Origin of the sequence: Flavobacterium geliluteum (assembly GCF_017948595.1) — a bacterium.
Classification (GTDB): domain Bacteria; phylum Bacteroidota; class Bacteroidia; order Flavobacteriales; family Flavobacteriaceae; genus Flavobacterium; species Flavobacterium flavipigmentatum.
This window is the reverse complement of the sequence record NZ_JAGFBV010000012.1, coordinates 46,335-68,837: the sequence shown is the minus strand read 5'-3', so window position 1 is coordinate 68,837 and position 22,503 is coordinate 46,335. Positions and strand designations below refer to the sequence as shown.

Genomic DNA, 22,503 nt, shown 5'->3' with positions numbered 1-22,503 from the left:
GGTGCTTCTTTCCTCGCAATGATTTAAAATGTGCTTAATTTTTTTTTCTGTAGTTTGATACCACTTTTCTATTTTCCTGATAGATTCGTTTTCTGCTTTAAAATCATATACTAAATAATTGCCAGTTAAAAGAGTAAAATTATTAGTAATGAAAGTTTTTTTTGATTAATGCTCGTATTACTTAACCGGTAAACTCAACTTGAAAATTTTAGTTTCCAAAAGTTCTGTATCATTATCTTCGCAAAGTAAAAACTCAATTTTATCATTTGATTTTTTGTAGAAAGTCAGACCCTCAAATTTATTGGTTGAGGTGATCTTTTGTGTAAAATCTATTTTCATGGTTTTAAGGTCGATGCGCCCGATGAAACTCCCTAATATTTCGCCATCATCATACGTAGAAACGGTATCTTCGGTAGTAGAGAGGAAATAAATTTTGTCTTCGACCAAAATGGCGTCTGTAAAACTGGAGCGAATGCCTTTTATTTTGGGAAGTTTATAATTGGTCGCTACCAAGGCAAATTCTTGGTCCAGTTTTTTGGCATGAATGGTAAAAATGGTGTTTTTGTTCGAAAGCCCGTTGCCACGATTGAATAAATACCAATTTTCTCCATCAAAAATAGCGCCTTCGAGATTGAAATCTTCGGGTTTTATTTCGCCAAAACTTTGCATCAAACCATATAAATCGACCAAATTATTCTTTTGTAAAACAGTTTTTGACTTGAGATCAAATTCGATCATTTTGTTGCGGTTTTCAGTCGAGCCAGAACCAAAAACATACAAAGTATCGTTGTGATGTGTGAGGGATTCAAAATCAGGTTTTATGTTTTTTGGAATATTTGCCGTAGGATTATCAATTAAAGGATGTTGGTTTAATTGCTGATTTTGCATATTGTACTCGTATAAAAAACCACTATTGTCACCAATAATGTAAAGAGCATCGTTGTTGAAAAATAATCCTGATGCAGAACCAATTCCGATGATTTGAAATACTATTTCTAATGTGAATTTTTCCATGAATTTTGTTTTAGAATTCCTCTTTTAACAGATATGTTTTTGTTTGGTTTTTATTGATTAATTTTTTTGTCTGTTCATTGACAATGTCCTTGATTTTTTCTAATGATTTAGAAGAGAGACACTCCGCAACACTAATGTATACTAAATGATTGTCATCAGTTAAATTTTGGTTTTTCTCATCTGCATCATATGAACTATCCATTCCGCTAGTCAGATAAATAGGGGTACCTTCATCATAAAGAATAACACAAATTTCAATAGCTCTTTTTGAAATTGCCTCCAAAATAGTTTTTTCATCTTTTGCATATTCAAAACCCATAACACATTCTGATAAACTACAAAAAGATATAATTTTTAAAGGTATATGATTTTCTATTTCTGGAATTGGTTTTAGGCTCTCAAAGCATTTACTGTAAATTTTATGTTGAATTTTCTGTTCAGAATCTTCATTTACATTTTGACAAAATGTTTGATTTAAAAATAAAATAAAAATTATCACTAATATTTTTTTCATTATAACTTGAACTATGAGATACTATAAATGTTCTTTTGAAAACCAATGCCTAGCCCTGATAGCAATGAAAATACTTGGAGAAGCAATTGTATTTTTTCTTGACAGAACAAAGCGACCAGCGGAAGCTCTTGTTATGGCTTAGAAAAAACAATTGATCGAAAAAGTATTGCAATGAATAGCAGGAATATGCTTCGTAAAAATAGTATATTTACTAGTATAAAAACAGCAAAATATGAAATCTATAGACCCGAATGATTTTAAGGTAGTACAAAAAATAAGATTAGCCAAGATTCCAACTTTGTTAAAAGTGAAAGCAGATGATGAGGAAAAGGAAGAAAAACTGGATAAAGTGCAGGCAAAATTGAGCGATTTTCAGGATGTGATGTATGCACACAATAAATACAGTGTTTTGATTTGTCTGCAAGGAATGGACACTTCGGGGAAAGACAGCCTGATTCGGGAGGTTTTTAAAGAATTTAATCCGCGTGGGGTTGTGGTGCATAGTTTTAAAACGCCAAATTCTAACGAATTGGAGCATGATTATTTGTGGCGCCATTATATTGCTTTGCCAGAAAAAGGGAAGTTTGCCATTTTTAATCGTACACATTATGAGAATGTTTTGGTCACACGCGTGCATCCGGAATATGTTTTGAATGAAAATTTACCGGAGATTAATTCGGTTGAAGATATTACGCCAGCGTTTTGGGAAAAGAGAATCGAGCAAATTAATAATTTTGAAAAGCATATTGCAGCCAACGGCACAATTGTGATGAAATTTTATATGCATTTGAGTAAAGAGGAACAGCGCCAACGTTTATTACGCCGTTTGGAAGAAGGAAAACACAACTGGAAGTTTTCGCCGGGTGATCTTAAAGAACGTGGACATTGGGACGAATATCAGCAATATTACGAAGAGGCGATCAATAAAACATCGACAGAACATGCGCCCTGGTACATTATTCCTGCAGATGATAAAGAAATGTCTCGTTATATTGTTGCCAAAATTATTTGGGAAGAAATGCAAAAATATACTGATATTAAAGAACCTGAACTAGATGATAAAATAAAGGCGAATTTTGAGGATTATAAAGAGCAGCTAAAGAAAGAGTCTTAAGATAATGTTCGTTTTTTTGTTGAATGTTACGAAAGTTTTATGAGTGTATTTTAGTGTTAATTTAATATTAATATTTTTAATCCTACAGCGATTTTCAGACAGTATTTTTGTTTTTTTATTAATATCGAAATCATTTTAAGTTAAAGAGTAGGGATTTACTTTGTAAAAAAATAAAAACCAATTTTTAGCTCAATGAAACGAATTATTTTACCTCTAGTTATGATCGGTGCGTTATTGACATCATGTAATAACGACTCTAAAGACGAAACAGAAACAACTGCTGTTGTATTAAAAGATCAATCTGTAACGCCAAGTTTATTGAAAGCACAGGCAGGTTTTGAAAGCTTGAAAATTTATTCACTTTTTAGCTCTGATGATGTTTTTCCGGACAGCCCTAATTTTGTTTTTGGTGGTTCTGCTGATGGTTCTGGTTTACTTAGAAACACAGATGGCACTTTTACGTTTTTAGTAAACAACGAAGACAATTTTGCTGTTTCGAGAATTACTTTAGACAAAACTTTTAAACCAACCAAAGGAGAATATTTATTAAATTCTAATGGAGGAACCTGGAGATTGTGTGGAGCTACAATGGCTACACCAGCAGAACATGGTTTTGGTCCTGTTTATTTAACATCTGGAGAGTCTGGAGAAGAATCTCGTACTCATGCTTTGGATCCTTACGGAAGCGTTGGTTCTGCGTCTGTATCTAAAGAATTGGCTGGATTTGGTCGCTTAAGTGCCGAAAATGCTTTGCCATTGCGCTCTTCTGCTTATAAAGGTAAAACGGTAGTGGTAATTGGAGATGATGACTCCGGAACTTACGGAGGTCAGGTTTTTATGTATGTATCGAATACTGTTGGTGATTTGACAAATGGTTCTTTGTACATGCTAAAAAGAAACGACGACAACCAAAGAGAAAAAGACATGGAAGTGAGTAAAACATATCCTGTTTCTTTTGTAAAAATTGACAATCATACTACACTTACAGGTGCTCAGATTAATGCATCGGTAAATACGTTAAAAGCCATTAAATTTGGTAGAGTGGAAGATTTGGATTACCGTAAAGGCGGTAATACAGCAGATCGCGAATTGTACTTTAATGTAACGGGACAAAATACTACAGGCACTAATGCTGACGGTTCCAGAACTAAATACGGAAGAGTGTACAGATTAAATCTTGATGCCGCCGACCCATTAAAAGGAACTCTTGAAGTTGTTCTTGACGGAGATAACCGTAGCGGAATTGCAGGTAAATTTCAGAATCCGGATAATATTTGTGTAACTAAAAATTATGTTTACGTTCAGGAAGATGCCAATGGTTACGGAGACGAAACACACGATGCTTATATTTATCAATACAACATTGCTACAAAAACGCTAAAAGTGGTAGTAGAATTAGACCACCGTCGTACAGCAACTGATGCAGCGAAATATAACGTAGGCGGAATCTCAAGTTTTGGAGATTGGGAATACGGTGCTTTAATCGATGTGTCCGAACAAGTAGGTATCGAGGATACTTTTATGTTGAGCGTACAGCCTCATACTTGGACTGGCGAAAAATATAAGAAAGCAGATGGAGGTACCAACAGACCTAATGAGCAACAAGCAAGTCAAATTGTAGTTATTAAAGGTTTGGCAAGATAAATTTTTAAGTGAATACAAAACGGTCATCCACTACTTTAATTTGAAGTAGTGGTTTCTGTTTTTATAAATATTCCTCTTTATAATTATATTAAATCATGAAAAAAATATACGGTTTGTTCTTTTTGCTGGCATTAGTGGCGTGTGAGAAAAAAAGCAAGCATCAGGAAATAAATGAAGTGTTTAAAGACGATATTACTTTATTGATCGAAAAAGTGGCCAAACTGAAATATTCTGTTCAATCTGATTCTTCGGAAGCACAGATTCAGCGACAGTTTTTAGAGGCGCATCAAAGCTATAAAAAGGTCGAAATGATTAGCGAATATTACTCGCCCGCAGTTTCAAAATCGATCAACGGACCCGCAATAAGCGAATTTGAGGAAAATGATAAAGTGACGGTTCCGCCGGAAGGTTTTCAGGTTATTGAGGAATTGGTTTTTCCAAAATATAATAAGAATACAAAAAAAGAACTGCTTCAGGAATTGGGCGTTTTATCGGCTAACTTAATTCGGCTTGAGAAAGTTTCTAATTCTAATGAATTGACAGATGCGCATGTTTTTGATGCCATGCGATTGGAGGTATACCGCATCCTAACACTCGGAATCACGGGCTTCGATTCGCCAGTTGTGCTGAATTCAATTCCGGAAGCACAGGTTTCTTTAGAAACTATCGAAAAATATTACCGTGTTTATCTGGAAAATAATTCGGTTTCGAATGCAAAACAAGTGCTTCAAATCTTCCAAAAAGGCAAAAAATATTTAAAAGTAAATATTAATTTTAATGCTTTTGATCGCGCGTATTTTATCAAAGAAATTTTAAATCCTTTGAGTAAAGGTCTTTATAAAACACAATCTGAATTGGGAATTCCGCTGATGAAAGAGCAGAGAGGCTTAAAAGTGACGGCACAGACTTTATTTGATCAGGATGCTTTTGATCCGGAAGCATTTTCTGGCTTTCCGGATTATAAAACCACACCAGAGAAAATTGCTTTGGGCAAAAAGTTATTCAATGACCCCATTTTATCAGGTAACAATACACGTTCGTGTGCTTCTTGCCATCATGCCAATAAAGCGTTTACTGATGGCTTAGAAAGGGCGGTAGCATTAGACGGAAAATCGATGATTCAGCGCAATACGCCTACACTTTCAAATATTGCCTTTCAGCGTGTGTTTTTTGCAGATTCTCGGGTAAGTTATCTCGAAGATCAGGCAATCGCGGTGATCAGTAACGAAAACGAGATGCATGGATCTCTAGAAAAATCGGCTTTGGCCCTTCAAAAAAATAAAGAGTATGTCGAGCAGTTCAAAAAAGCATTTCCAAAAGGGGATATCAATGCATTTGCGATAAAAAATGCTTTGGCTTCTTATATTCGTTCGTTAAGCGATTATGATTCTAAATTTGATGATTATATGCAAAATAAAATTTCATTTACCGAAGATGAAAAAGCAGGATTCAATTTGTTTGCAGGTAAAGCCAAATGTGCGACTTGCCATTTTATTCCGCTTACCAACGGAACTGTTCCACCCAATTTTGACAGATCGGAGAGTGAGGTTTTAGGAGTTCCTGATAAAAATAAAAAACTCGACGGCGATTTAGGCAAATTTGTTGTTACCCAAGCGGCTATTCATAAGTATTCTTTTAAGACGCCCACCATCAGAAACAGTGTGCTTACGGCTCCTTATATGCACAATGGAGTTTATAAAACCTTAGAAGAAGTGATCGATTTTTATAATGAGGGAGGAGGATTAGGTTTAGGATTGGAATTGGAGAATCAAACATTACCGGAGGAAAAATTAAACTTATCAGATAAAGAAAAAATGCAATTGATTGCCTTCATGAAAACTTTGACGGATAACAGATATTTACAAAGTAAAAAATAGAAATAGTGTTTAGCTTCAATTTTTTTTGAATATAAAAAAACCCGGCAGATTCCAGAACTGCCGGGTTTTTACCAAAAACCAAAAACCAATAAAATAACCTATATTTTATAATTCAAAACCATACGCCAGACGCAATGCTACCTGATTTGTTTCAAATTTGTGATAATCTTCGTATCTAAGACTGATGTCAAAATGTTTGTTAGCATACCCAATACCTGGCGCCCATAAAAAGGTCGTGTCGTTGTATCCGTTAGTAACTGCAAAACCAGCTCCAACTTCTCCTAAAACATAAAATTGATCTTCCCATACAAAAGCTTTGAAACCTGCTTTCGCCGGAATAAAACCTAAATCAGCTACATTGTCTCCCATAAACAAATTGGTAAAACCAGTTGTTAAGGTTACAGAAGCTCTTTTAGTCAAATCGTATTGCAATCTCACATCACCACCCAATGCCCAATCGTAGGCGTTATCGGTTGGTAATCCTCCATTTAATCCAAATCCTAATTTAAATTTCTGATCGTAGTTAACAGATTCTCCAGTGTCCTGGGCAGAAGCTATAGTTATAAATCCTAATGTAAAAGCGGCGAAGAATAAAATTCTAATGTTTTTTAATTTTTTCATGTGCGTGTAATTTTTAAATATTATAGTGTAAAAGTACTCCCAAGGCATTTGGAGTTTGTTATACAATTTTCTGAAATTGTTATATAATAGTGGCTCGCATGCTACTCTTCTTAATATTTGCTTATAATTTGAATAATTTAAAAGAATTAAAACCTTCTAAGTATCTTTGCCGACAAAAAAAGTAGATAAAAGTGAATTTAGCTCAGTATACAAAGGAGTTTGGTTATAATTTAAGATTGGCATATCCTATAATTCTCGGAATGGTTGGACATACCTTAATAGGGATTGTAGATAATGTAATGGTAGGAAAGTTGGGAAGTACCGAACTAGCGGCTGTTTCGCTGGGAAATAGTATGATTTTCGTCGCCTTGTCTTTAGGGATCGGATTTTCTACGGCAATTACACCCATTGTAGCCGAAGCAGATGCTGAGAAAAACGAATCTAAAATACGTTCTGCCTTTCACCACGGATTATTTTTGTGTACTATTTTAGGAGTTATGCTTTTCGGATTGATCGTTTTGGCCATGCCGTTGATGGAACTGCTGCATCAACCCGCAGATGTCATTGTTCTGGCAAAACCTTATTTGGCCTGGGTTGCTTTTTCACTCGTGCCTCTTATTATGTATCAGGGTTACAAACAATTTGCAGACGGACTCTCGATGACAAAGTATTCGATGTATGCGATTATCATGGCCAATATTATTCATGTTTTTATTAATTATATGCTGATTTACGGTGTTTGGATTTTTCCTAAGATGGGCATTGTGGGTGCTGCACTGGGAACGGTAATTTCGAGAATTATGATGGTGCTTTTTATGCACATTATTTTGTCGCGCAGAGAACAATTAAAAAAATATTTTGAAGGTTTTAGTTTTGAAGAAATCAAAAAAGAAGCCATAAAAAAAATAGTAAATCTGGGCTTGCCTTCTGCCATGCAAATGCTTTTTGAAGTCGTGCTTTTTACAGCCTCAATTTGGCTTTGCGGAAACATTGGTAAAACGAGTCAGGCCGCCAACCAAATTGCGCTAAGCGTGTCCTCGATGACTTTTATGGTTGCTATGGGGTTGAGCGTTGTTTCGATGATTCGTGTGAGCAATCAAAGAGGTCTTATGGATTATAAAACACTGGTTGTGGTGGCGCGTTCTATCTTTTTACTGGCTATTTTTATAGAAGTAATCTTTGCCATTTTGTTTATTGCTTTTCATACCGTTTTGCCGTATCTTTTTCTGAATATGGAAAATACGTTTCAGCTTTCAGACAATACAGAAGTAATCGCTATCGCATCAAAATTGCTTTTGATTGCAGCTGTTTTTCAAATTTCTGATGGGATACAAGTAGTCGTTTTAGGTGCTTTACGCGGATTGCAGGATGTGAAAATCCCCATGTACATTACCTTTGTAGCATATTGGGTAATTGGTTTTCCTATCTCCTATTATCTTGCAGAATACACTCCCTGGAAAGCAGAAGGAGTATGGATTGGTCTTTTAGCAGGTCTTACTTCAGCTGCCCTGTTTTTGTATATTCGCTTTCATTACTTAACCAAAAAATTAATCACTAATTCAGTTTCAAATACTTAAATTTGAAGCAAAAAATAAATAAATAAAAATGGAATTACCTAAATTTTTACTCGGAGATAATACTGATTTTCCAGATGATATTTTCATCATTCACCTTGATTATCCTAGGTTTGTAATTAATCTAAAAGACGATGAAGTCGAATTTATGGAAGAAGCCGAAGATCTTGATGAGGCGGAGCTGAATGCAGAAATGGAAGGTTTGATCGTAAAAGCGAATGAGTTTTACGATAGAGAAATTAAACGTTACGAAGAGTAATCAAATTAAAAATTACTCACAATTAAATCATTTTAATGAAAAAAATAAGTTTTTTAAAACCCATTTTTAATTTCATAGCAATCGGTTTGCTAATTACAACTTTAAGTCGCCTGTTTCTTTTTTTTATTTTTAAAGATAGGGTAGTAGAAACGCCTCATTTTTGGTATATTTTTCCGATCGGTCTCCGAATGGATTTGATTTTACTTTGTTACTTATCATTTCTACCAGCGGTTTTAATTACTTTTTTACCTAATAAATGGATGAGGTTTACCAATAATTTTTTGGTGATTTATAGTTTTTTATTTTTGTTTCTGATTTTGTTCGTTGAACTCGCATCACCCGATTTTGTCAAACAATATGACACACGTCCCAATAAAATATTTTTGGATTATTTAATTTATCCAAAAGAAGTAATCGGAATGCTTTTGAAAAGTTACCTGACCTCTATAATTGTGACGTTTTTAATTTTGGGAGTTCTCTTGTATTTTGCTTTCAAAAAAGGAAAGAAATTCTTTTACACTTCGGCTACTGAATACAAATTCAAGTTAATGATTTTTCCATTAGTTGCTTTTTTATTGTTTTTTGGAGCACGTTCTAGTCTTACTTCAAAACGACCAATAAATGCAAGTAATGCTGTGTTTTCTACAGATCAGCTCACCAATACATTAGGTTTAAACTCTTTTTATACGGTTGCTTTTGCGGCTTACTCAATAAAAAATGAAGGAAACACCAAAATGTACGGAAAAATGGATGAAGCTGAGGCCATAGCGCGTGTGAAAAAATATATGATTGCCGGCCCCAATGATTTTACAGATGCAACTATTCCGTTTCTTCATGTACAGCAACCGGATTCTATTCTGAAAAAACCGTATAATTTGGTAATTTTTTTGCAGGAAAGTTTGGGCGCAGAGTATATTGGTATTTTAGGAGGCAAGCCCTTGACCCCCGAATTTGATAAATTATCTAAAGAAGGCTTATTGTTTACCAATTTGTATTGCACCGGTACCCGAAGCGTGAGAGGAATCGAAGCAGTCGTGACAGGATTTTTGCCATCTCCATCAGAGAGTGTGGTAAAATTAGGAAATTCACAACAAGGCTTTTTTACTTTAGCGGAAGCTCTAAAACAAAAAGGCTATGATACTAGTTTTATTTATGGCGGAATGGCTAACTTTGATAATATGGCCTCTTTCTTTAACGGGAATGGTTTTGAAAATATAATTGACCAAGAAGATTTTGAATCTGATGGAAAAAAATATGCTTTTAAAGGAACTTGGGGCTATTCTGATGAAGATTTAGTAACAAAAGCAAATGATTATTTCAAAGCAAAAGGGAATAAACCTTTCTTTTCTTTGATGTTTTCAACTTCTAATCATGAGCCTTTTGAATATCCGGCAGGAAGAATCACACCATTTGATAAAAAAGCGGCAACGGTAAATAATGCGATGAAATACGCTGATTTTTCTATTGGAAAATTCTTCGAAATGGCTAAAAAAGAGGTCTATTTTAAGAACACTATTTTTATCGTAATCGCAGATCATAATACCAGAACATACGGAAAAAATTTAGTTCCAATAAATAAGTTTCATATTCCGGCTTTTATAATTGGCCCTAATGTTCCAAAAGGTACAACTTACAGCAAATTGGCGAGTCAGATAGATATTCCGCCCACTTTGTTAAGTTATTTAGGTATTCCTTTTGAAACACCAATGGTAGGCAGAAATTTAAATAAATTAGATTCTAAAACACAGGGAAGATCGATCATGCAGTTTAATGATATCAATGCTTTTAGAGTTGAAAATCAGGTTGTAATCATGCAACCTAATCTAAAACCATTGCAGTTTGAAATCAAAAACGATACAACTTTGATTCCAGTAAAATTAAACGAAGAGCTGGCAAAAGATGCTTTGGCACATGTGATTACGGCTGGGAATTTATACAAGGAGAATAAGTATAAGTTGAGAAAAAAGTAGGTTTTTAATATCGCAAAGGTTCAAAGCAACAAAGTTTTTTCCCTCTATTTCTTTGAACCTTTGTCACTTATAATCTTGCTTAAAATACAATTCCAATAAATTTTGAGCAGCTGCAAAAGGTGAAATTTCATCGTTTTGCACTGCTTTTTTGTTTTTTTCTAATTCTGAAAGTATGTTGGGCTGACTATAAAATTTAGATTTTAATTGCTCGTTGATCGTTTCCATCATCCAAAAATGATTCTGATCTTTGCGGTTCTCAAAGAAATAACCACTTTCTTTTGTTTGTTCAAAATAACTCGAAATAGTATTCCAAACTTCTGGAATTCCGTCTTTGGTAACGGCGCTGCAAGTGGTTACTTTTGGCTGCCATGCTGATTTTTTTATCGGAAATAAATGCAAAGCTCTATTAAATTCTACTTTTGCCAAATTCGCTTTTTTTACATTGTCACCATCGGCTTTGTTGATTACAATGGCGTCTGCCATCTCCATAATGCCACGTTTAATGCCCTGTAATTCGTCGCCTGCGCCAGAAATTTTCAACAATAGAAAAAAATCGACCATACTGTGAACAGTAGTTTCGCTTTGTCCAACGCCAACAGTTTCAATAATTATGATGTCAAATCCAGCGGCTTCACACAAAATAATCGCTTCGCGTGTTTTTCTGGCAACACCACCTAAAGTTGCACCTGATGCACTAGGCCTGATGAAAGCATTTTCGTCTTTTACCAATTCCTCCATTCGTGTCTTATCGCCTAAAATGCTTCCGTGCGACAGAGAACTACTTGGATCAACGGCTAAAACAGCTACTTTTTTTCCTGACTGCGTAAGGTATTTTCCAAAAGCTTCTATAAAAGTGCTTTTTCCAACACCGGGAACACCTGTAATTCCTATCCGAACAGAGTTATTCGCATGTGGCAGGCAGTCTTTTATTACCTCATTAGCTTTTGTCAGATGCTCTGGATTAGTACTTTCAATCAACGTAATAGCACGACTTAAAGCAGTCCGACTACTACTTAATATCCCGTCAACTAATTCTGTTGAACTCGGCTGTAGTTTCCTTTTTTTCTGAATTTCATTAATAGCCGAAACGTTGGTGATTTCGGGAGGTGAAATTCCAGCTTTTTCATGTAAACTGCTTGATTTGCTTTTTGAATTTGACAAAATGTTACTTTTAGACATCGTAAAAGTACAGAAAACAAAAACAGTTTCAAAAAGACAATTGACCTTTTGAAACTGCTGGAGTTTTGTTGCCACGAATTGCATGATTTTTTTAACGAAAGTATTATAAAAAAATCAATAAAAATTCATGCAATTTGAATGCGATTAATAACCTGCCGTAAAGCGTACTTGGTGGTGCTTTGGTGTTTCAATTTCGTCTGCAATTACCACAGCTAAATCTTCTACAGACAAAATGCTTCTTTGCTCATCATTAAAAACCGGATTTTCTAAACCAAGACGGTATTTACCTGTTCTTCCTGTTTTTGTTCCTGCATGCATTTCAAAAGCTGGACTAAAAAAAGCCCAATCCAATTCTTTTTCTTGCTTGATGATATTCAAATAATTTCTGGCTGCGTTTGCTCCTTCATAAATTTCTTTTGGAAAATCTGGCGTATCTACCGCTTGTAAATCTGGCGCAACAAATAAACTTCCTGCTCCTCCGATAGTAATAAAACGGTTTACACCTGATTTTTTAACAGCTTCTTGAATGGCTTTAGAACCATTAAGAAAATCATCATAAATGTTTGGGTTTGTCCAACCAGGGTTATAGGCGTTTACGACCACATCGTTCCCTTTTAAAATGTCGGCTAAAGTATCAATAGCAAAAATATCTGCCGCTACCCAAGTAGCATTTGAAGTTTCCTTTGGGTTTCTTGAAATGGCAGTAATGGTGTGATTTCTGTTTGTTAATTCTGTTAAAATTGCGGAACCCACAAATCCTGTAGCTCCAATAATAGCGATTTTCATAAATATATAATTTAATTAGTAATAAAAATTGTTACAGTTTTGAATAAAAAAATAGTTTAGAACTGATTAGAAAAATCTTCTAATGTAATATCTTCCAGTTGCAAGCTTATTTTACGATTGATATTGGTATATAAATTACTTAAATTTTGATTGATTTTTTTTCCAACAGGACATTCCGGGTTAGGAGTATTTTTTGCATAGCCGAGATTGATAGTCTCAAAAGTCATTTCAAATATGGCTTTCAAAGTAATACTCGACGGATCAACAGTCAATTTTGTTCCACCATTTTTACCTTCTTTACTCTCTACCAGTCGATGTGATTTTAGGTTGGCAATTTCTTTTCGAACCAAAACGGGATTCAAGTTGATACTCCCCGCAATAAATTCTGATGATAAAAAATCATTAGGGAATTTAGTGAGCAAAGTAAGAATGTGAATCGTTATGGCAAATTTACCTGAAATCATACTGTAATAAAATATATTACAAATATAAAGTCTTTTATCGAATAAAAAATAATTTTAACTAAAAATTAATTGAATACGTCAATTCGGAAAGTAGTATTTTTGCTTTTTTACAGATTATGAACAATTTTATTTTAATATTCATTTTTCTTGCTACAGGTCTCATTCTGCAGCATATTAAGCGGTTTCCAACCCACATCTACAAAATTTTAAATAAAATTGTAGTATATATTTGCCTTCCTGCTTTGTCCTTATATCATATTCCTAAAATAAAGTGGGACAATAATTTATTGTTTCCAATCGCTTCTGGTTGGATTGTTTTTGTTCTGGCTTTTGTTTTTTTTCATTTTCTGGGAAAAAAAATGGGATGGTCAAATAAGCTCATCGGTTGTCTTATCTTGACTGCAGGTTTAAGTAATTCTTCCTTTTTAGGATATCCCATTATTGAAGCTTTGTATGGAAAGGAAGGTCTGAAAACGGCTATTTTGGTCGATCAGCCGGGAACTTTTGTGGTAGTCTCGACATTAGGCATATTTGTGGCTGCATTTTATTCAAAAGGAAGTCCAAATGCATCAGAAATCATTAAAAAAGTACTTCTTTTTCCTCCCTTTTTAGCTTTTCTAACGGCTTGCCTGATGAATGTTATGCAGTATCAATTTGATACCAATATTCAATACGGATTGCTTAAAATAGGAAGTTTTGTAACTCCTTTGGCGCTCACCTCTGTTGGTTTGCAGTTGCAGTTTGACAGAAAAAGCAGGCACTGGAAATTTTTGCGATTGGGACTTTTTTACAAATTAATTTTTGCTCCGGCTCTCATTTTATTTTTATATGTTTTTGTATTGAATAAACATTCGGAGGAAATTAAAATTACGATCATGCAAATGGCGATGGCGCCCATGATTACGGGAGCTATTTTAGCCTCTTCCTACGGATTAAAACCTAAATTAAGCAGCATGATGATTGGTTTTGGAATTCCGCTTTCGTTCTTAACCTTAGTCATTTGGTATTTAGTAGTAGGTTTTATTTAATTAAAACACTAACTATATAGGAAGAATAGAATTTTAACTTTTTTTTAAAAAATTTGGCACTTTTCTTATGCTTTTTTTGAGTAACTTTAAAGGAACAAAAAAAAGAATATTATGGCAACATTACGATTAGGCGATATAGCTCCGGATTTTCAGGCGGAGACAACAGAAGGACCCATTAAATTTCATGAATGGTTGGGAGATTCTTGGGGTGTTTTATTTTCGCATCCTTCAGATTTTACACCTGTTTGTACGACAGAATTGGGTACGGTAGCAAATTATCTTCCGGAATTTACAAAACGAAATACAAAAGTGATTGCTTTAAGTGTTGATGGTTTAGAATCTCACAAAGAATGGATTAAAGATATAAACGAAACGCAACACACGACCGTAAATTTTCCAATTATTGCTGACGAAGATAAAAAGATTGCAAATTTATACGACATGCTGCATCCTAATGCAAGTGACAAATTTACAGTACGTTCTGTTTTTGTAATTGGTGCCGACAAAAAAATAAAACTAACTTTGACTTATCCCGCTTCAACAGGACGAAATTTTGATGAATTGCTTCGTGTTATTGATAGTTTGCAACTTACTGCCAATTATAGTGTTGCAACTCCAGCTAACTGGAAAGACGGAGAAGATGTAGTGATTACACCGGCTGTTCTCGATAGTGACATTCCAGGGAAATTCCCAAAAGGGCATACGACTATCAAGCCTTATTTGCGAATGACGCCACAGCCTAACAAGTAAAATAAATAAAGGCTAATTTTTTTATAACTTTATGTTTTTAAAATAAAGAAAAGTATAATGTCATCATGATATTATACTTTTTTTATGTATTCGATCATCTTCTTTTTGTCTCCAACAACCCAAATAATATCGTTTTTTTGCAAGATAAGGTTAGATTCCGGATTCAGGATACGGTTTCCGTTTCGCTCGATTCCCACGACCATTGCATTTGTTTCATTTCTGAATTTTCCAATACTTTTTTGAGCAAAATTTTCATCCGAAACCTCTAGCTGGCGCAATACAACCTGAGATTCATCTATTGTTTTTGGAGCTTCAATTTCGTTCTGATTCAAATATTGTGTAAATTCTGTAATCTGTGCATCGGTTCCAATCACCGAGATTTCATCCCCAGGAAATAAACGCTCGTTTTTGGTAGGAATAGGAATCATCACTTCACCACGTTTTATATAGGCAATATTAATACCCATTAATTCGCGAATGCGCATTTCTTCTAATGTTTTGCCAGCCAAATTAGATTCTTTTCCAATGTCAAATATAGACATGTGACCATCCCAAGGCATTAAGTTGGCATAACGTCTGTCTATCTTTTTATTTTCTCTGTCATTCAAATTCTTCAAAAAGTGATTTTCAATTTTATGATATTGTTCGTTTAGTTTTTTAGGAAATATTTGATAAGCCACGATAGCAAGGATCAAAGCAACGATTGCGATTAGAGGTGAGAAGAAGATGTTTAATAAAAATCCAACAAAAAATAAACCGAGACTTATTCTAACTAATATCAGCATTAAAAGGGCACCTCGATATTTACGTTCTTTCCAAAGTATATCTACTTCTTCTACGGCTACACGGCGCAACGACAGCGCCCATAAAAAGGGAGCTATAATGACTAGTGTAATGAGTACTGCCAAAGTGTTTCCGAATCTTGTGTCGGCAACTAAGGGCGCGACAAACTTGGCCGATAATAAAATCACAGCTGCCACAATAATTGAATGAACCACAATTTGCAAAAGATATGTATTTAAGACTTTTTGCCAGATGCTCACAGATTTTATGGCTTGAGCATTTACGCTATAACGGTTGATGTTTTTGACCCATTTTTTGGGTAATTTTCGTTCTAAAAAGTCAGAGAAAGGTACCGCATATTTTACCATAAAAGGAGTAGTAAACGTAGTTACTGCAGAAACGGCTACCACAACAGGGTACAAAAAAGAACTTGTAACGTTGAGTGTCATTCCTAAAGTGGCAATAATAAAAGAAAACTCTCCAATTTGCGACAAACTCATCCCGGTTTGTACAGATTGTTTTAGGGGTTGCCCTGCCAAAAGTGCACCAATAGTAGAACTTACAGACTGTCCGAGGATCGTAATAAAAGTTAAAATTGCTACGGGTAAAGCATATTCATAAAGTGTATTTGGGTCAATTAACATTCCTACCGATACAAAAAAAACGGCGCCAAATAAATCTTTTACAGGTTTTATCAAATGTTCAATATGTTCAGCCTGAGTAGTTTCGGCAATAATAGACCCCATGATAAAAGCACCCAGCGCAGGCGAAAAACCCACGTTTGAAGCAAAACTCACCATCATCAAACACAAAGCAAGCGAAATAATAAGCAGCATTTCGTCTGTCAATAAATGTTTTGCTTTTTTAAGAAGCGTCGGAATAAAAAAGATGCCGCCAACAAACCAAACGGTTAAAAAGAAAACTAGTTTTAGAACAGACATCAATAATTCGGTTCCGGAAAACTGCTGACTTACCGCAATAGTCGACAGCAATACCATCATTAAAATAGCCACTAAATCCTGCACAATCAGTGATCCGATAACAATTCCTGCAAATTTTTGTGCTTTTACGCCCAATTCATCAAATGTTTTTAAGATAATTGTGGTAGACGAAATCGATAAAATTACGCCCAAAAAAATACTATCCATTTGTGACCAGCCCATCCATTGCCCCACCAGATATCCCATCGAGACCATCGTGATTATTTGGGTAATGGCAGTAATCGAAGCTGTTCCGCCTACTTTCATCAGCTTTTTAAAACTAAATTCGAGCCCCAAACTAAACAGTAAAATAATGACTCCAATTTCAGCCCAGACTTCCACACTTTTCATATCGGTAATCGACGGAAAAAAATCAAAATGATTTCCGGCTAAGAAACCCGCAATCAAATACCCCAAAACAAGGGGCTGTTTCATTTTTTTAAAGATCAATACAGCAATTCCAGCGGTAATCAAGATAAGTCCTAAATCGCTAATAAGTGGTTTTAGATGATGTGTAGTTTCGGCAACGGCGTTTAAGGCAATCATAAAAGTTTTGATTTTTTCAGGAGCTATTCCAGCCTTTCATTCCAAGCTTTTGGTCAAAAAACTTATTTTTTTATGTTGTCTCAGGAGCTTCCTCTGGTCGCTCTGTTCCAACAAAAAAATATAGTTTTTTTCGCAAAAGGCTTTTCTTTTCAGTCTGGGCTAACCTCTCGAGAACATTCATAAAAAAAAGCTATCGATAAAGATAGCTTTTTTTGAGAAAATATTTTGTATTTTGTTTAAATTCCTGTGTAATTACTAGGTGTAATTGCCATTAATTCTGCTTTTACGGCATCAGAAACTTCCAAAGTCGCAATAAAATTATGAATTGCTTTTTTGTCAATCGCTTCGTTGGTTCTTGTCAAACCTTTCAAAGCTTCATACGGATTTGGATAGGCTTCACGGCGCAAAATAGTCTGAATTGCTTCTGCTACCACGGCCCAATTTTTTTCCAAATCTTCTGCAAATTTCGCTTCGTTCAAAAGTAATTTATTCAAACCTTTCAAAGAGGCTTCAAAAGCAATAATCGTGTGTCCCATCGGAACGCCAATATTGCGCAAAACAGTACTGTCAGTTAAATCACGTTGTAATCTAGAGATTGGCAATTTAGCCGCCAAATGCTCAAAAATAGCATTTGCCATTCCTAAATTTCCTTCCGAATTTTCAAAATCAATCGGATTTACTTTATGTGGCATTGCAGACGAACCAATTTCTCCTTCTTTTATTTTTTGTTTAAAATAATCCATCGAAACATACGTCCAAATGTCTCTGTCCAAATCGATAATAATATTGTTGATTCTTTTTAAAGCATCAAAAAAGGCCGCAAAATGATCGTAATGCTCAATTTGAGTAGTCGGGAAAGAGTGGTGCAAACCAAGATCGGTTTCGACAAATTTGCTTCCAAACTGTTTCCAATCGATTTGGGGATAGGCTACATGATGCGCATTATAATTTCCAGTTGCCCCACCAAATTTGGCTGCGAACGGAATATTAAATAACAAACGCATTTGCTCTTCTAAACGCTCTACAAAAACCAAGATTTCTTTGCCCAAACGAGTAGGAGAGGCCGGTTGTCCGTGCGTGCGAGCCAGCATCGGAATGTCTTTCCATTCTACACTTAATTCTTTTAATTTGGAAATTAGACCAATTAAAGATGGCATGTAAACCTGCTCAAAAGCTTCTTTTGTAGAAAGCGGAATGGCAGTGTTGTTAATATCCTGAGAAGTTAATCCGAAGTGAATAAACTCTTTATATTGTGATAAGCCTAGTTTTTCAAAGGCATCTTTGATAAAGTATTCCACCGCTTTTACATCGTGGTTGGTTACTTTTTCAGTCTCTTTAATCCAAAGAGCATCTGCCGTAGAGAACTTTTTGTAAATGTCACGTAAACTGTCAAATAATTTTGGATTTACATCAGAAAGTTGCGGCAACGGTACTTCGCACAAGGCAATAAAGTATTCAATTTCAACCAATACACGGTATTTGATTAAAGCTTCTTCAGAAAAATAAGGTGCTAATGAAAGGGTTTTACTTCTATATCTTCCGTCAATAGGCGATATAGCGTTCAATTCGTTTAAAGTAGTCATTGTTATGTTGTTTGTTCGAAAGTTGCAAATATAAACAGAATTTGGCGATTAAAAGGAATCAAAATAGGCAATTGTGTTTTTAAATCGATTTTAAATGTTCTCTCAAATCTGCAACTCCCTCAGATGCAATTTTAGAAATAATTACTACTTTATTTCGAAGATTCGGAATCGCAATTGGTTTCGGATCGATATAAAAAACAGGCGTTTTATGATCCGTATAGGCGATCAATCCTGCAGCTGGATATACTTGCAATGAAGTGCCAATTACGGCAAAATAATCTACCGATTCCGTAATTTCGATGGCTTCCTCAAGAGCGGGAACATCTTCGCCAAACCAAACAATATGAGGGCGCAATTGATGACCGTTTTCGTCCAGATCACCTGTAAATAAATCTTCTTTCCAGTCTAAAATAACATTTCGATTTTGAATACTGCGTACTTTTAGTAATTCTCCGTGCAAATGCAAAACCTTTGTACTGCCGGCACGTTCATGCAAGTCATCTACATTTTGTGTGATAATGTATACATCAAAATCATGTTCTAATTCTGCCAAAATTTGATGTCCCAAATTAGGCTGTACTTCTTTAAGTTGCTGGCGCCTTTTATTATAAAAATCCAAAACTAACTCTTGATTTTTTCTCCATCCCTCCGGAGTTGCTACTTCCATCACATCGTGTCCTTCCCACAAACCATCGCTATCCCGAAAAGTTTTGATACCGCTTTCTGCGCTGATTCCTGCGCCCGTTAAAACAACTAATTTCTTTTTCATGGGTTCATTTTAACGTTAGTTTCATTAATAAATCTGTTTGTTCGTCATCGCCCAGTCTAAAAATATGTTTATCAAAGGCTATAAAACCGTTTTTTTTATAAAAATGTAAAGCGCCATGATTTTCTTCCCAAACACCCAGCCAAATGTATTTCAAACTTGATTTTTGTGCGACCTGTAAAGCTTTTTCATATAAAAGTTGTCCAATTTTATTGCCTTTGTGTTCTTTTAAAACATAAATACGTTCTATTTCTAAGGCATTTTTGTCTTTTAATTCTGTCTGCGCTGCTGCGAAATTGACCTTTAAATATCCGACTACTTTCTCGTCAAGAAGTGCGAAATAAAATTCTGAGTTAGAATTTGTCAGTTCGTCGGTGAGTTTTTCAAGAGAAAATTTTTCGGTTAAGTATTGTTTCATATTTTCCTCAGAATTGATAGCGGCAAAAGTTTCAGAAAAGGTTTGTTTGCCTATTTTCTGTAGTTTCTCTAATTCTGAAAGACCAATTTTTTTGATTACAACTGTTTCCATCCGTTTAATTTATTCACGAATTTAATTAAACTTTTGCTGATGTTAAAAGAAAGGCTTCTTTTTTAACTCAATTAAAAAGAAATATAAAAAATGTATTTTTGTCACAAATAAAACTCAAATGATTGATTTAGATTACCTCGCTTTTCTTGAAAATATACTGACAGATAATCGCAAAGAAAAATTCTTAAAAGTGCTCTCGACCCGAACGAAACATTTTACAGTTGTAGTAGAGGATGTTTTTCAGATGCACAATACGAGTGCAGTAATGCGCAGTTGTGAAGTTTTTGGAATTCAGGAACTCAATATTATCGAGCAGCGTTACGGTAAAAGAATCGATAAAGAAATTGCTATGGGCGCCCAAAAATGGGTAGATATCAATCAGTTTGATTCGGTGACAAACTGTATTTCGACTTTAAAAAATCAGGGTTACCAAATTATTGCAACTACGCCACATGAAAATGATTGCCTGCTGGAAGATTTTGATATTACACAACCGAGCGCATTGTTTTTTGGTACTGAGCGAGACGGGCTATCTCCTGAAATTATGGAAAAAGCAGATGGTTTTCTTAAAATTCCGATGGTGGGTTTTACAGAAAGTCTTAATATTTCTGTTTCCGCGGCGATTATCATTCAAAATATAACCAATAGATTAAGGAATTCTGATATCGCTTGGCAGTTATCGGCAGATGAAATTTTAGAAAAACGCTTGGCTTGGGCCAAAAGTTCCATAAAAGATATCAAGAGAATAGAAGCACGTTATTTTGAGGAAAATCCCGATAAGTTGCTGAAAGATTAAGTTACTAAGCTGCTAAGAAAAAACTTAGAACCTTAGTAACTTAGAATCTCAATAGCTTGAAATTATTTTTTCAAAAACAAAATAAACCCAAGAATGCTAACAATCAAAATGGTTAAGGCAGCCAAAACCATGGTCAGGTCTCGAATGTTTTTTCCGGCCCAATCCATGAATAAAAATTTATGAAGAATGGCAAAAGAGTACCCCTCAACTTTATCTGAAGTTTTGACCACAGCCGCCAATCGCGAAGTCGAAGTCTCTATAAAATAGGTAGTTTTTTCGGGTGTGTCGTACGCCAGTTTTACAACTGGCAATCTTTTATTGACAAAACCATATTCGCGGCTTTCAAAATCAGTAAGAACTTTTGATTCTACTAATTTTGCGTTTTCTAAAGAAGCGCTAGATTCATTAGTCGTCTCGACCATTTCGCAACACGCCGCTTTGGGAGCTCCATCTGTAAAGTAATGAGCCAAAAACTGTGCATATTCTAAATCGATATTTTGAACTGCTTTATTCGTGGCTGCATTGATGTAAATAACTTCGGACTTTGGACCTTCTTTTTTGTTCCATTTTGAATTGGAGTCAGATTTTGAAGCTTTGTATTTTTCTTTTTGAATTAGTTGGCAGCGATAATATACGGTGTCATTGAGGGTAATGATACTGCTGTTTTGAAAACGACTCCAGTCTACATTTAAATTAGTATTGGCAAGAGGGATTTCTTTTACGGTAAAAGTAGGTTCGTAAATCATTTGCGACAAGGTATACGGCTCCCACTTGGTAGTAGCATGATATGCACCGCTAAAAGCAAATGTTAAAGTAAAAAGCGAAACCCAAATGCCTATTTGACGATGGTATTTTCGAAGGCCTTTTTTAGGCGTTAAACTATCTGTTTTTTTAAATTGTTTCCAAAGTAATCCATAGATTAAAATTCCGCTAAGGGCAGAAAATCCGATAATGGTAAGCAAAAAAATCATTGTAATAATTCGGATGCTGTTGTTGGTAATGGCATCGATAAACGACCAGTTATGAAAAGTGTCAAAGAACCAAATAAACCATTGTCGTGAAGTTGGATTGTAAGTTGCGAGTTTGCTCGAAGACGTTTCTACATACACTTGCATCGCATCGTGACGGTCTAAAGTTACTTTGTAAACAGGCAAATAGCGATTGACATATTTGTATTGAGAAGTGAATTCGGTAACTATTTCGCTCTTTTTTATGGCACTTTTTTGGTCGTCTAAAAAGTAACGCGAAAGCCATTCTGCATATTTTTGGTCTCCGTTGTCTAACTTTTTAGCAGACGAAGTGTCAAAATATAATAAATCACCTGTTATGTTTTTTACCTGATAAAAAGTAGCATCGCCGAAAGCGACAATTCTGAAATTTTTAAATTCGGCAATATTGTTTTTTTGCAAAACTTCCTGAACTGAAAATTGCAATTTATTTTTATCAATAGGTTGAAATTCCAGTTTTTCGTGTGCAATTTCGGGTTTAAAAAAATGCGCCATAAAAGGATGCATTAAACCTGATAATGTCCAGAAAATTACGGGTATGATTGTGAGAATCCCAATGGTACGATGCCACTTGTACATGTGCTGTTTGATTTTCTTGACGATTTTGGAATCTTTTTTCTTGGATTTTTTTTCTTTGCTCATCTCTGTATTCTTATGTTTTTTTGCCACAGATTTAAGGATTAAAATGATTTTTTTATAATCTGTGTTAATCCTTTAAT

General features: G+C 35.0%; 20 protein-coding genes. 9 read left to right on the top strand and 11 right to left on the bottom strand.

Annotated features, from left to right (window positions below; translation table 11 throughout):
* Nucleotides 1-177 precede the first annotated feature (177 nt).
* Nucleotides 178-1,014, bottom strand: coding sequence for a DUF6929 family protein (locus tag J3495_RS09155; RefSeq protein ID WP_210666249.1), 837 nt, complete (start codon nucleotides 1,012-1,014; stop codon nucleotides 178-180).
* Nucleotides 1,015-1,024: 10 nt separating this feature from the next.
* The gene (locus J3495_RS09150; RefSeq protein ID WP_210666248.1) at nucleotides 1,025-1,528 is read right to left on the bottom strand and encodes a hypothetical protein; all 504 of its coding nucleotides are present in this window, start codon (nucleotides 1,526-1,528) and stop codon (nucleotides 1,025-1,027) included.
* 232 nt (nucleotides 1,529-1,760) lie between these two features.
* Between J3495_RS09150 and J3495_RS09145 the strand changes: the two genes are divergently transcribed.
* The 3 genes from J3495_RS09145 to J3495_RS09135 all read left to right on the top strand — a co-directional run bounded on the left by J3495_RS09145 (nucleotide 1,761) and on the right by J3495_RS09135 (nucleotide 6,163).
* A complete protein-coding gene (locus J3495_RS09145; protein WP_210666247.1) occupies nucleotides 1,761-2,642 on the top strand; it encodes a PPK2 family polyphosphate kinase in 882 nt (293 codons plus the stop codon).
* A 192-nt stretch (nucleotides 2,643-2,834) separates the two neighbouring features.
* Nucleotides 2,835-4,286, top strand: a complete 1,452-nt coding sequence (locus tag J3495_RS09140) for a PhoX family protein (protein WP_210666246.1) — start codon at nucleotides 2,835-2,837, stop codon at nucleotides 4,284-4,286.
* A gap of 95 nt (nucleotides 4,287-4,381) precedes the next feature.
* Complete coding sequence (locus J3495_RS09135) at nucleotides 4,382-6,163, top strand: cytochrome-c peroxidase (RefSeq protein ID WP_210666245.1); 1,782 nt, start codon at nucleotides 4,382-4,384, stop codon at nucleotides 6,161-6,163.
* Between the two features lie 105 nt (nucleotides 6,164-6,268).
* Here the strand turns inward: J3495_RS09135 and J3495_RS09130 are convergent, their stop codons facing one another.
* Entirely contained in the window at nucleotides 6,269-6,784 is a 516-nt protein-coding gene (locus J3495_RS09130) for a hypothetical protein (RefSeq protein WP_210666244.1), read from the bottom strand.
* Nucleotides 6,785-6,975: 191 nt separating this feature from the next.
* Between J3495_RS09130 and J3495_RS09125 the strand changes: the two genes are divergently transcribed.
* The 3 genes from J3495_RS09125 to J3495_RS09115 all read left to right on the top strand — a co-directional run bounded on the left by J3495_RS09125 (nucleotide 6,976) and on the right by J3495_RS09115 (nucleotide 10,587).
* Nucleotides 6,976-8,361: an MATE family efflux transporter gene (locus tag J3495_RS09125; protein WP_210666243.1), complete on the top strand. Its 1,386-nt coding sequence runs from the start codon at nucleotides 6,976-6,978 to the stop codon at nucleotides 8,359-8,361.
* A gap of 28 nt (nucleotides 8,362-8,389) precedes the next feature.
* Nucleotides 8,390-8,617 carry a hypothetical protein gene (locus tag J3495_RS09120; RefSeq protein WP_210666242.1) on the top strand — a complete coding sequence of 76 codons (228 nt, stop codon included), beginning with the start codon at nucleotides 8,390-8,392 and terminating at the stop codon, nucleotides 8,615-8,617.
* Nucleotides 8,618-9,000: 383 nt separating this feature from the next.
* A complete protein-coding gene (locus J3495_RS09115) occupies nucleotides 9,001-10,587 on the top strand; it encodes an LTA synthase family protein (RefSeq protein WP_236025426.1) in 1,587 nt (528 codons plus the stop codon).
* Between the two features lie 63 nt (nucleotides 10,588-10,650).
* Here the strand turns inward: J3495_RS09115 and meaB are convergent, their stop codons facing one another.
* From meaB to J3495_RS09100, 3 genes are all read right to left on the bottom strand, one after another.
* Nucleotides 10,651-11,766, bottom strand: coding sequence for a methylmalonyl Co-A mutase-associated GTPase MeaB (gene meaB / locus J3495_RS09110; protein ID WP_394369566.1), 1,116 nt, complete (start codon nucleotides 11,764-11,766; stop codon nucleotides 10,651-10,653).
* Between the two features lie 144 nt (nucleotides 11,767-11,910).
* Nucleotides 11,911-12,552 (bottom strand): NAD(P)-dependent oxidoreductase, encoded by a 642-nt coding sequence (locus J3495_RS09105; RefSeq protein WP_210666239.1) that lies wholly within the window; start codon nucleotides 12,550-12,552, stop codon nucleotides 11,911-11,913.
* 56 nt (nucleotides 12,553-12,608) lie between these two features.
* The gene (locus tag J3495_RS09100) at nucleotides 12,609-13,016 is read right to left on the bottom strand and encodes an Rrf2 family transcriptional regulator (protein WP_210666238.1); all 408 of its coding nucleotides are present in this window, start codon (nucleotides 13,014-13,016) and stop codon (nucleotides 12,609-12,611) included.
* A gap of 116 nt (nucleotides 13,017-13,132) precedes the next feature.
* Between J3495_RS09100 and J3495_RS09095 the strand changes: the two genes are divergently transcribed.
* Both J3495_RS09095 and J3495_RS09090 read left to right on the top strand, forming a co-directional pair.
* Entirely contained in the window at nucleotides 13,133-14,044 is a 912-nt protein-coding gene (locus tag J3495_RS09095) for an AEC family transporter (RefSeq protein WP_210666237.1), read from the top strand.
* Nucleotides 14,045-14,155: 111 nt separating this feature from the next.
* Nucleotides 14,156-14,794 carry a peroxiredoxin gene (locus J3495_RS09090; RefSeq protein WP_210666236.1) on the top strand — a complete coding sequence of 213 codons (639 nt, stop codon included), beginning with the start codon at nucleotides 14,156-14,158 and terminating at the stop codon, nucleotides 14,792-14,794.
* A gap of 71 nt (nucleotides 14,795-14,865) precedes the next feature.
* Here the strand turns inward: J3495_RS09090 and J3495_RS09085 are convergent, their stop codons facing one another.
* From J3495_RS09085 to J3495_RS09070, 4 genes are all read right to left on the bottom strand, one after another.
* Nucleotides 14,866-17,103 carry a cation:proton antiporter domain-containing protein gene (locus tag J3495_RS09085; RefSeq protein WP_210666235.1) on the bottom strand — a complete coding sequence of 746 codons (2,238 nt, stop codon included), beginning with the start codon at nucleotides 17,101-17,103 and terminating at the stop codon, nucleotides 14,866-14,868.
* Between the two features lie 236 nt (nucleotides 17,104-17,339).
* The gene (gene purB / locus J3495_RS09080) at nucleotides 17,340-18,686 is read right to left on the bottom strand and encodes an adenylosuccinate lyase (RefSeq protein ID WP_210666234.1); all 1,347 of its coding nucleotides are present in this window, start codon (nucleotides 18,684-18,686) and stop codon (nucleotides 17,340-17,342) included.
* A gap of 79 nt (nucleotides 18,687-18,765) precedes the next feature.
* Nucleotides 18,766-19,455: an SIR2 family NAD-dependent protein deacylase gene (locus J3495_RS09075; RefSeq protein WP_210666233.1), complete on the bottom strand. Its 690-nt coding sequence runs from the start codon at nucleotides 19,453-19,455 to the stop codon at nucleotides 18,766-18,768.
* Nucleotides 19,456-19,459: 4 nt separating this feature from the next.
* Nucleotides 19,460-19,981 carry a GNAT family N-acetyltransferase gene (locus J3495_RS09070; RefSeq protein ID WP_210666232.1) on the bottom strand — a complete coding sequence of 174 codons (522 nt, stop codon included), beginning with the start codon at nucleotides 19,979-19,981 and terminating at the stop codon, nucleotides 19,460-19,462.
* A 118-nt stretch (nucleotides 19,982-20,099) separates the two neighbouring features.
* Between J3495_RS09070 and J3495_RS09065 the strand changes: the two genes are divergently transcribed.
* The gene (locus tag J3495_RS09065; RefSeq protein ID WP_210666231.1) at nucleotides 20,100-20,777 is read left to right on the top strand and encodes a TrmH family RNA methyltransferase; all 678 of its coding nucleotides are present in this window, start codon (nucleotides 20,100-20,102) and stop codon (nucleotides 20,775-20,777) included.
* A 62-nt stretch (nucleotides 20,778-20,839) separates the two neighbouring features.
* On the opposite strand, the gene J3495_RS09060 is transcribed toward J3495_RS09065, so the two are convergent.
* The gene (locus tag J3495_RS09060) at nucleotides 20,840-22,426 is read right to left on the bottom strand and encodes a PepSY-associated TM helix domain-containing protein (RefSeq protein ID WP_210666230.1); all 1,587 of its coding nucleotides are present in this window, start codon (nucleotides 22,424-22,426) and stop codon (nucleotides 20,840-20,842) included.
* Nucleotides 22,427-22,503 lie beyond the last annotated feature (77 nt).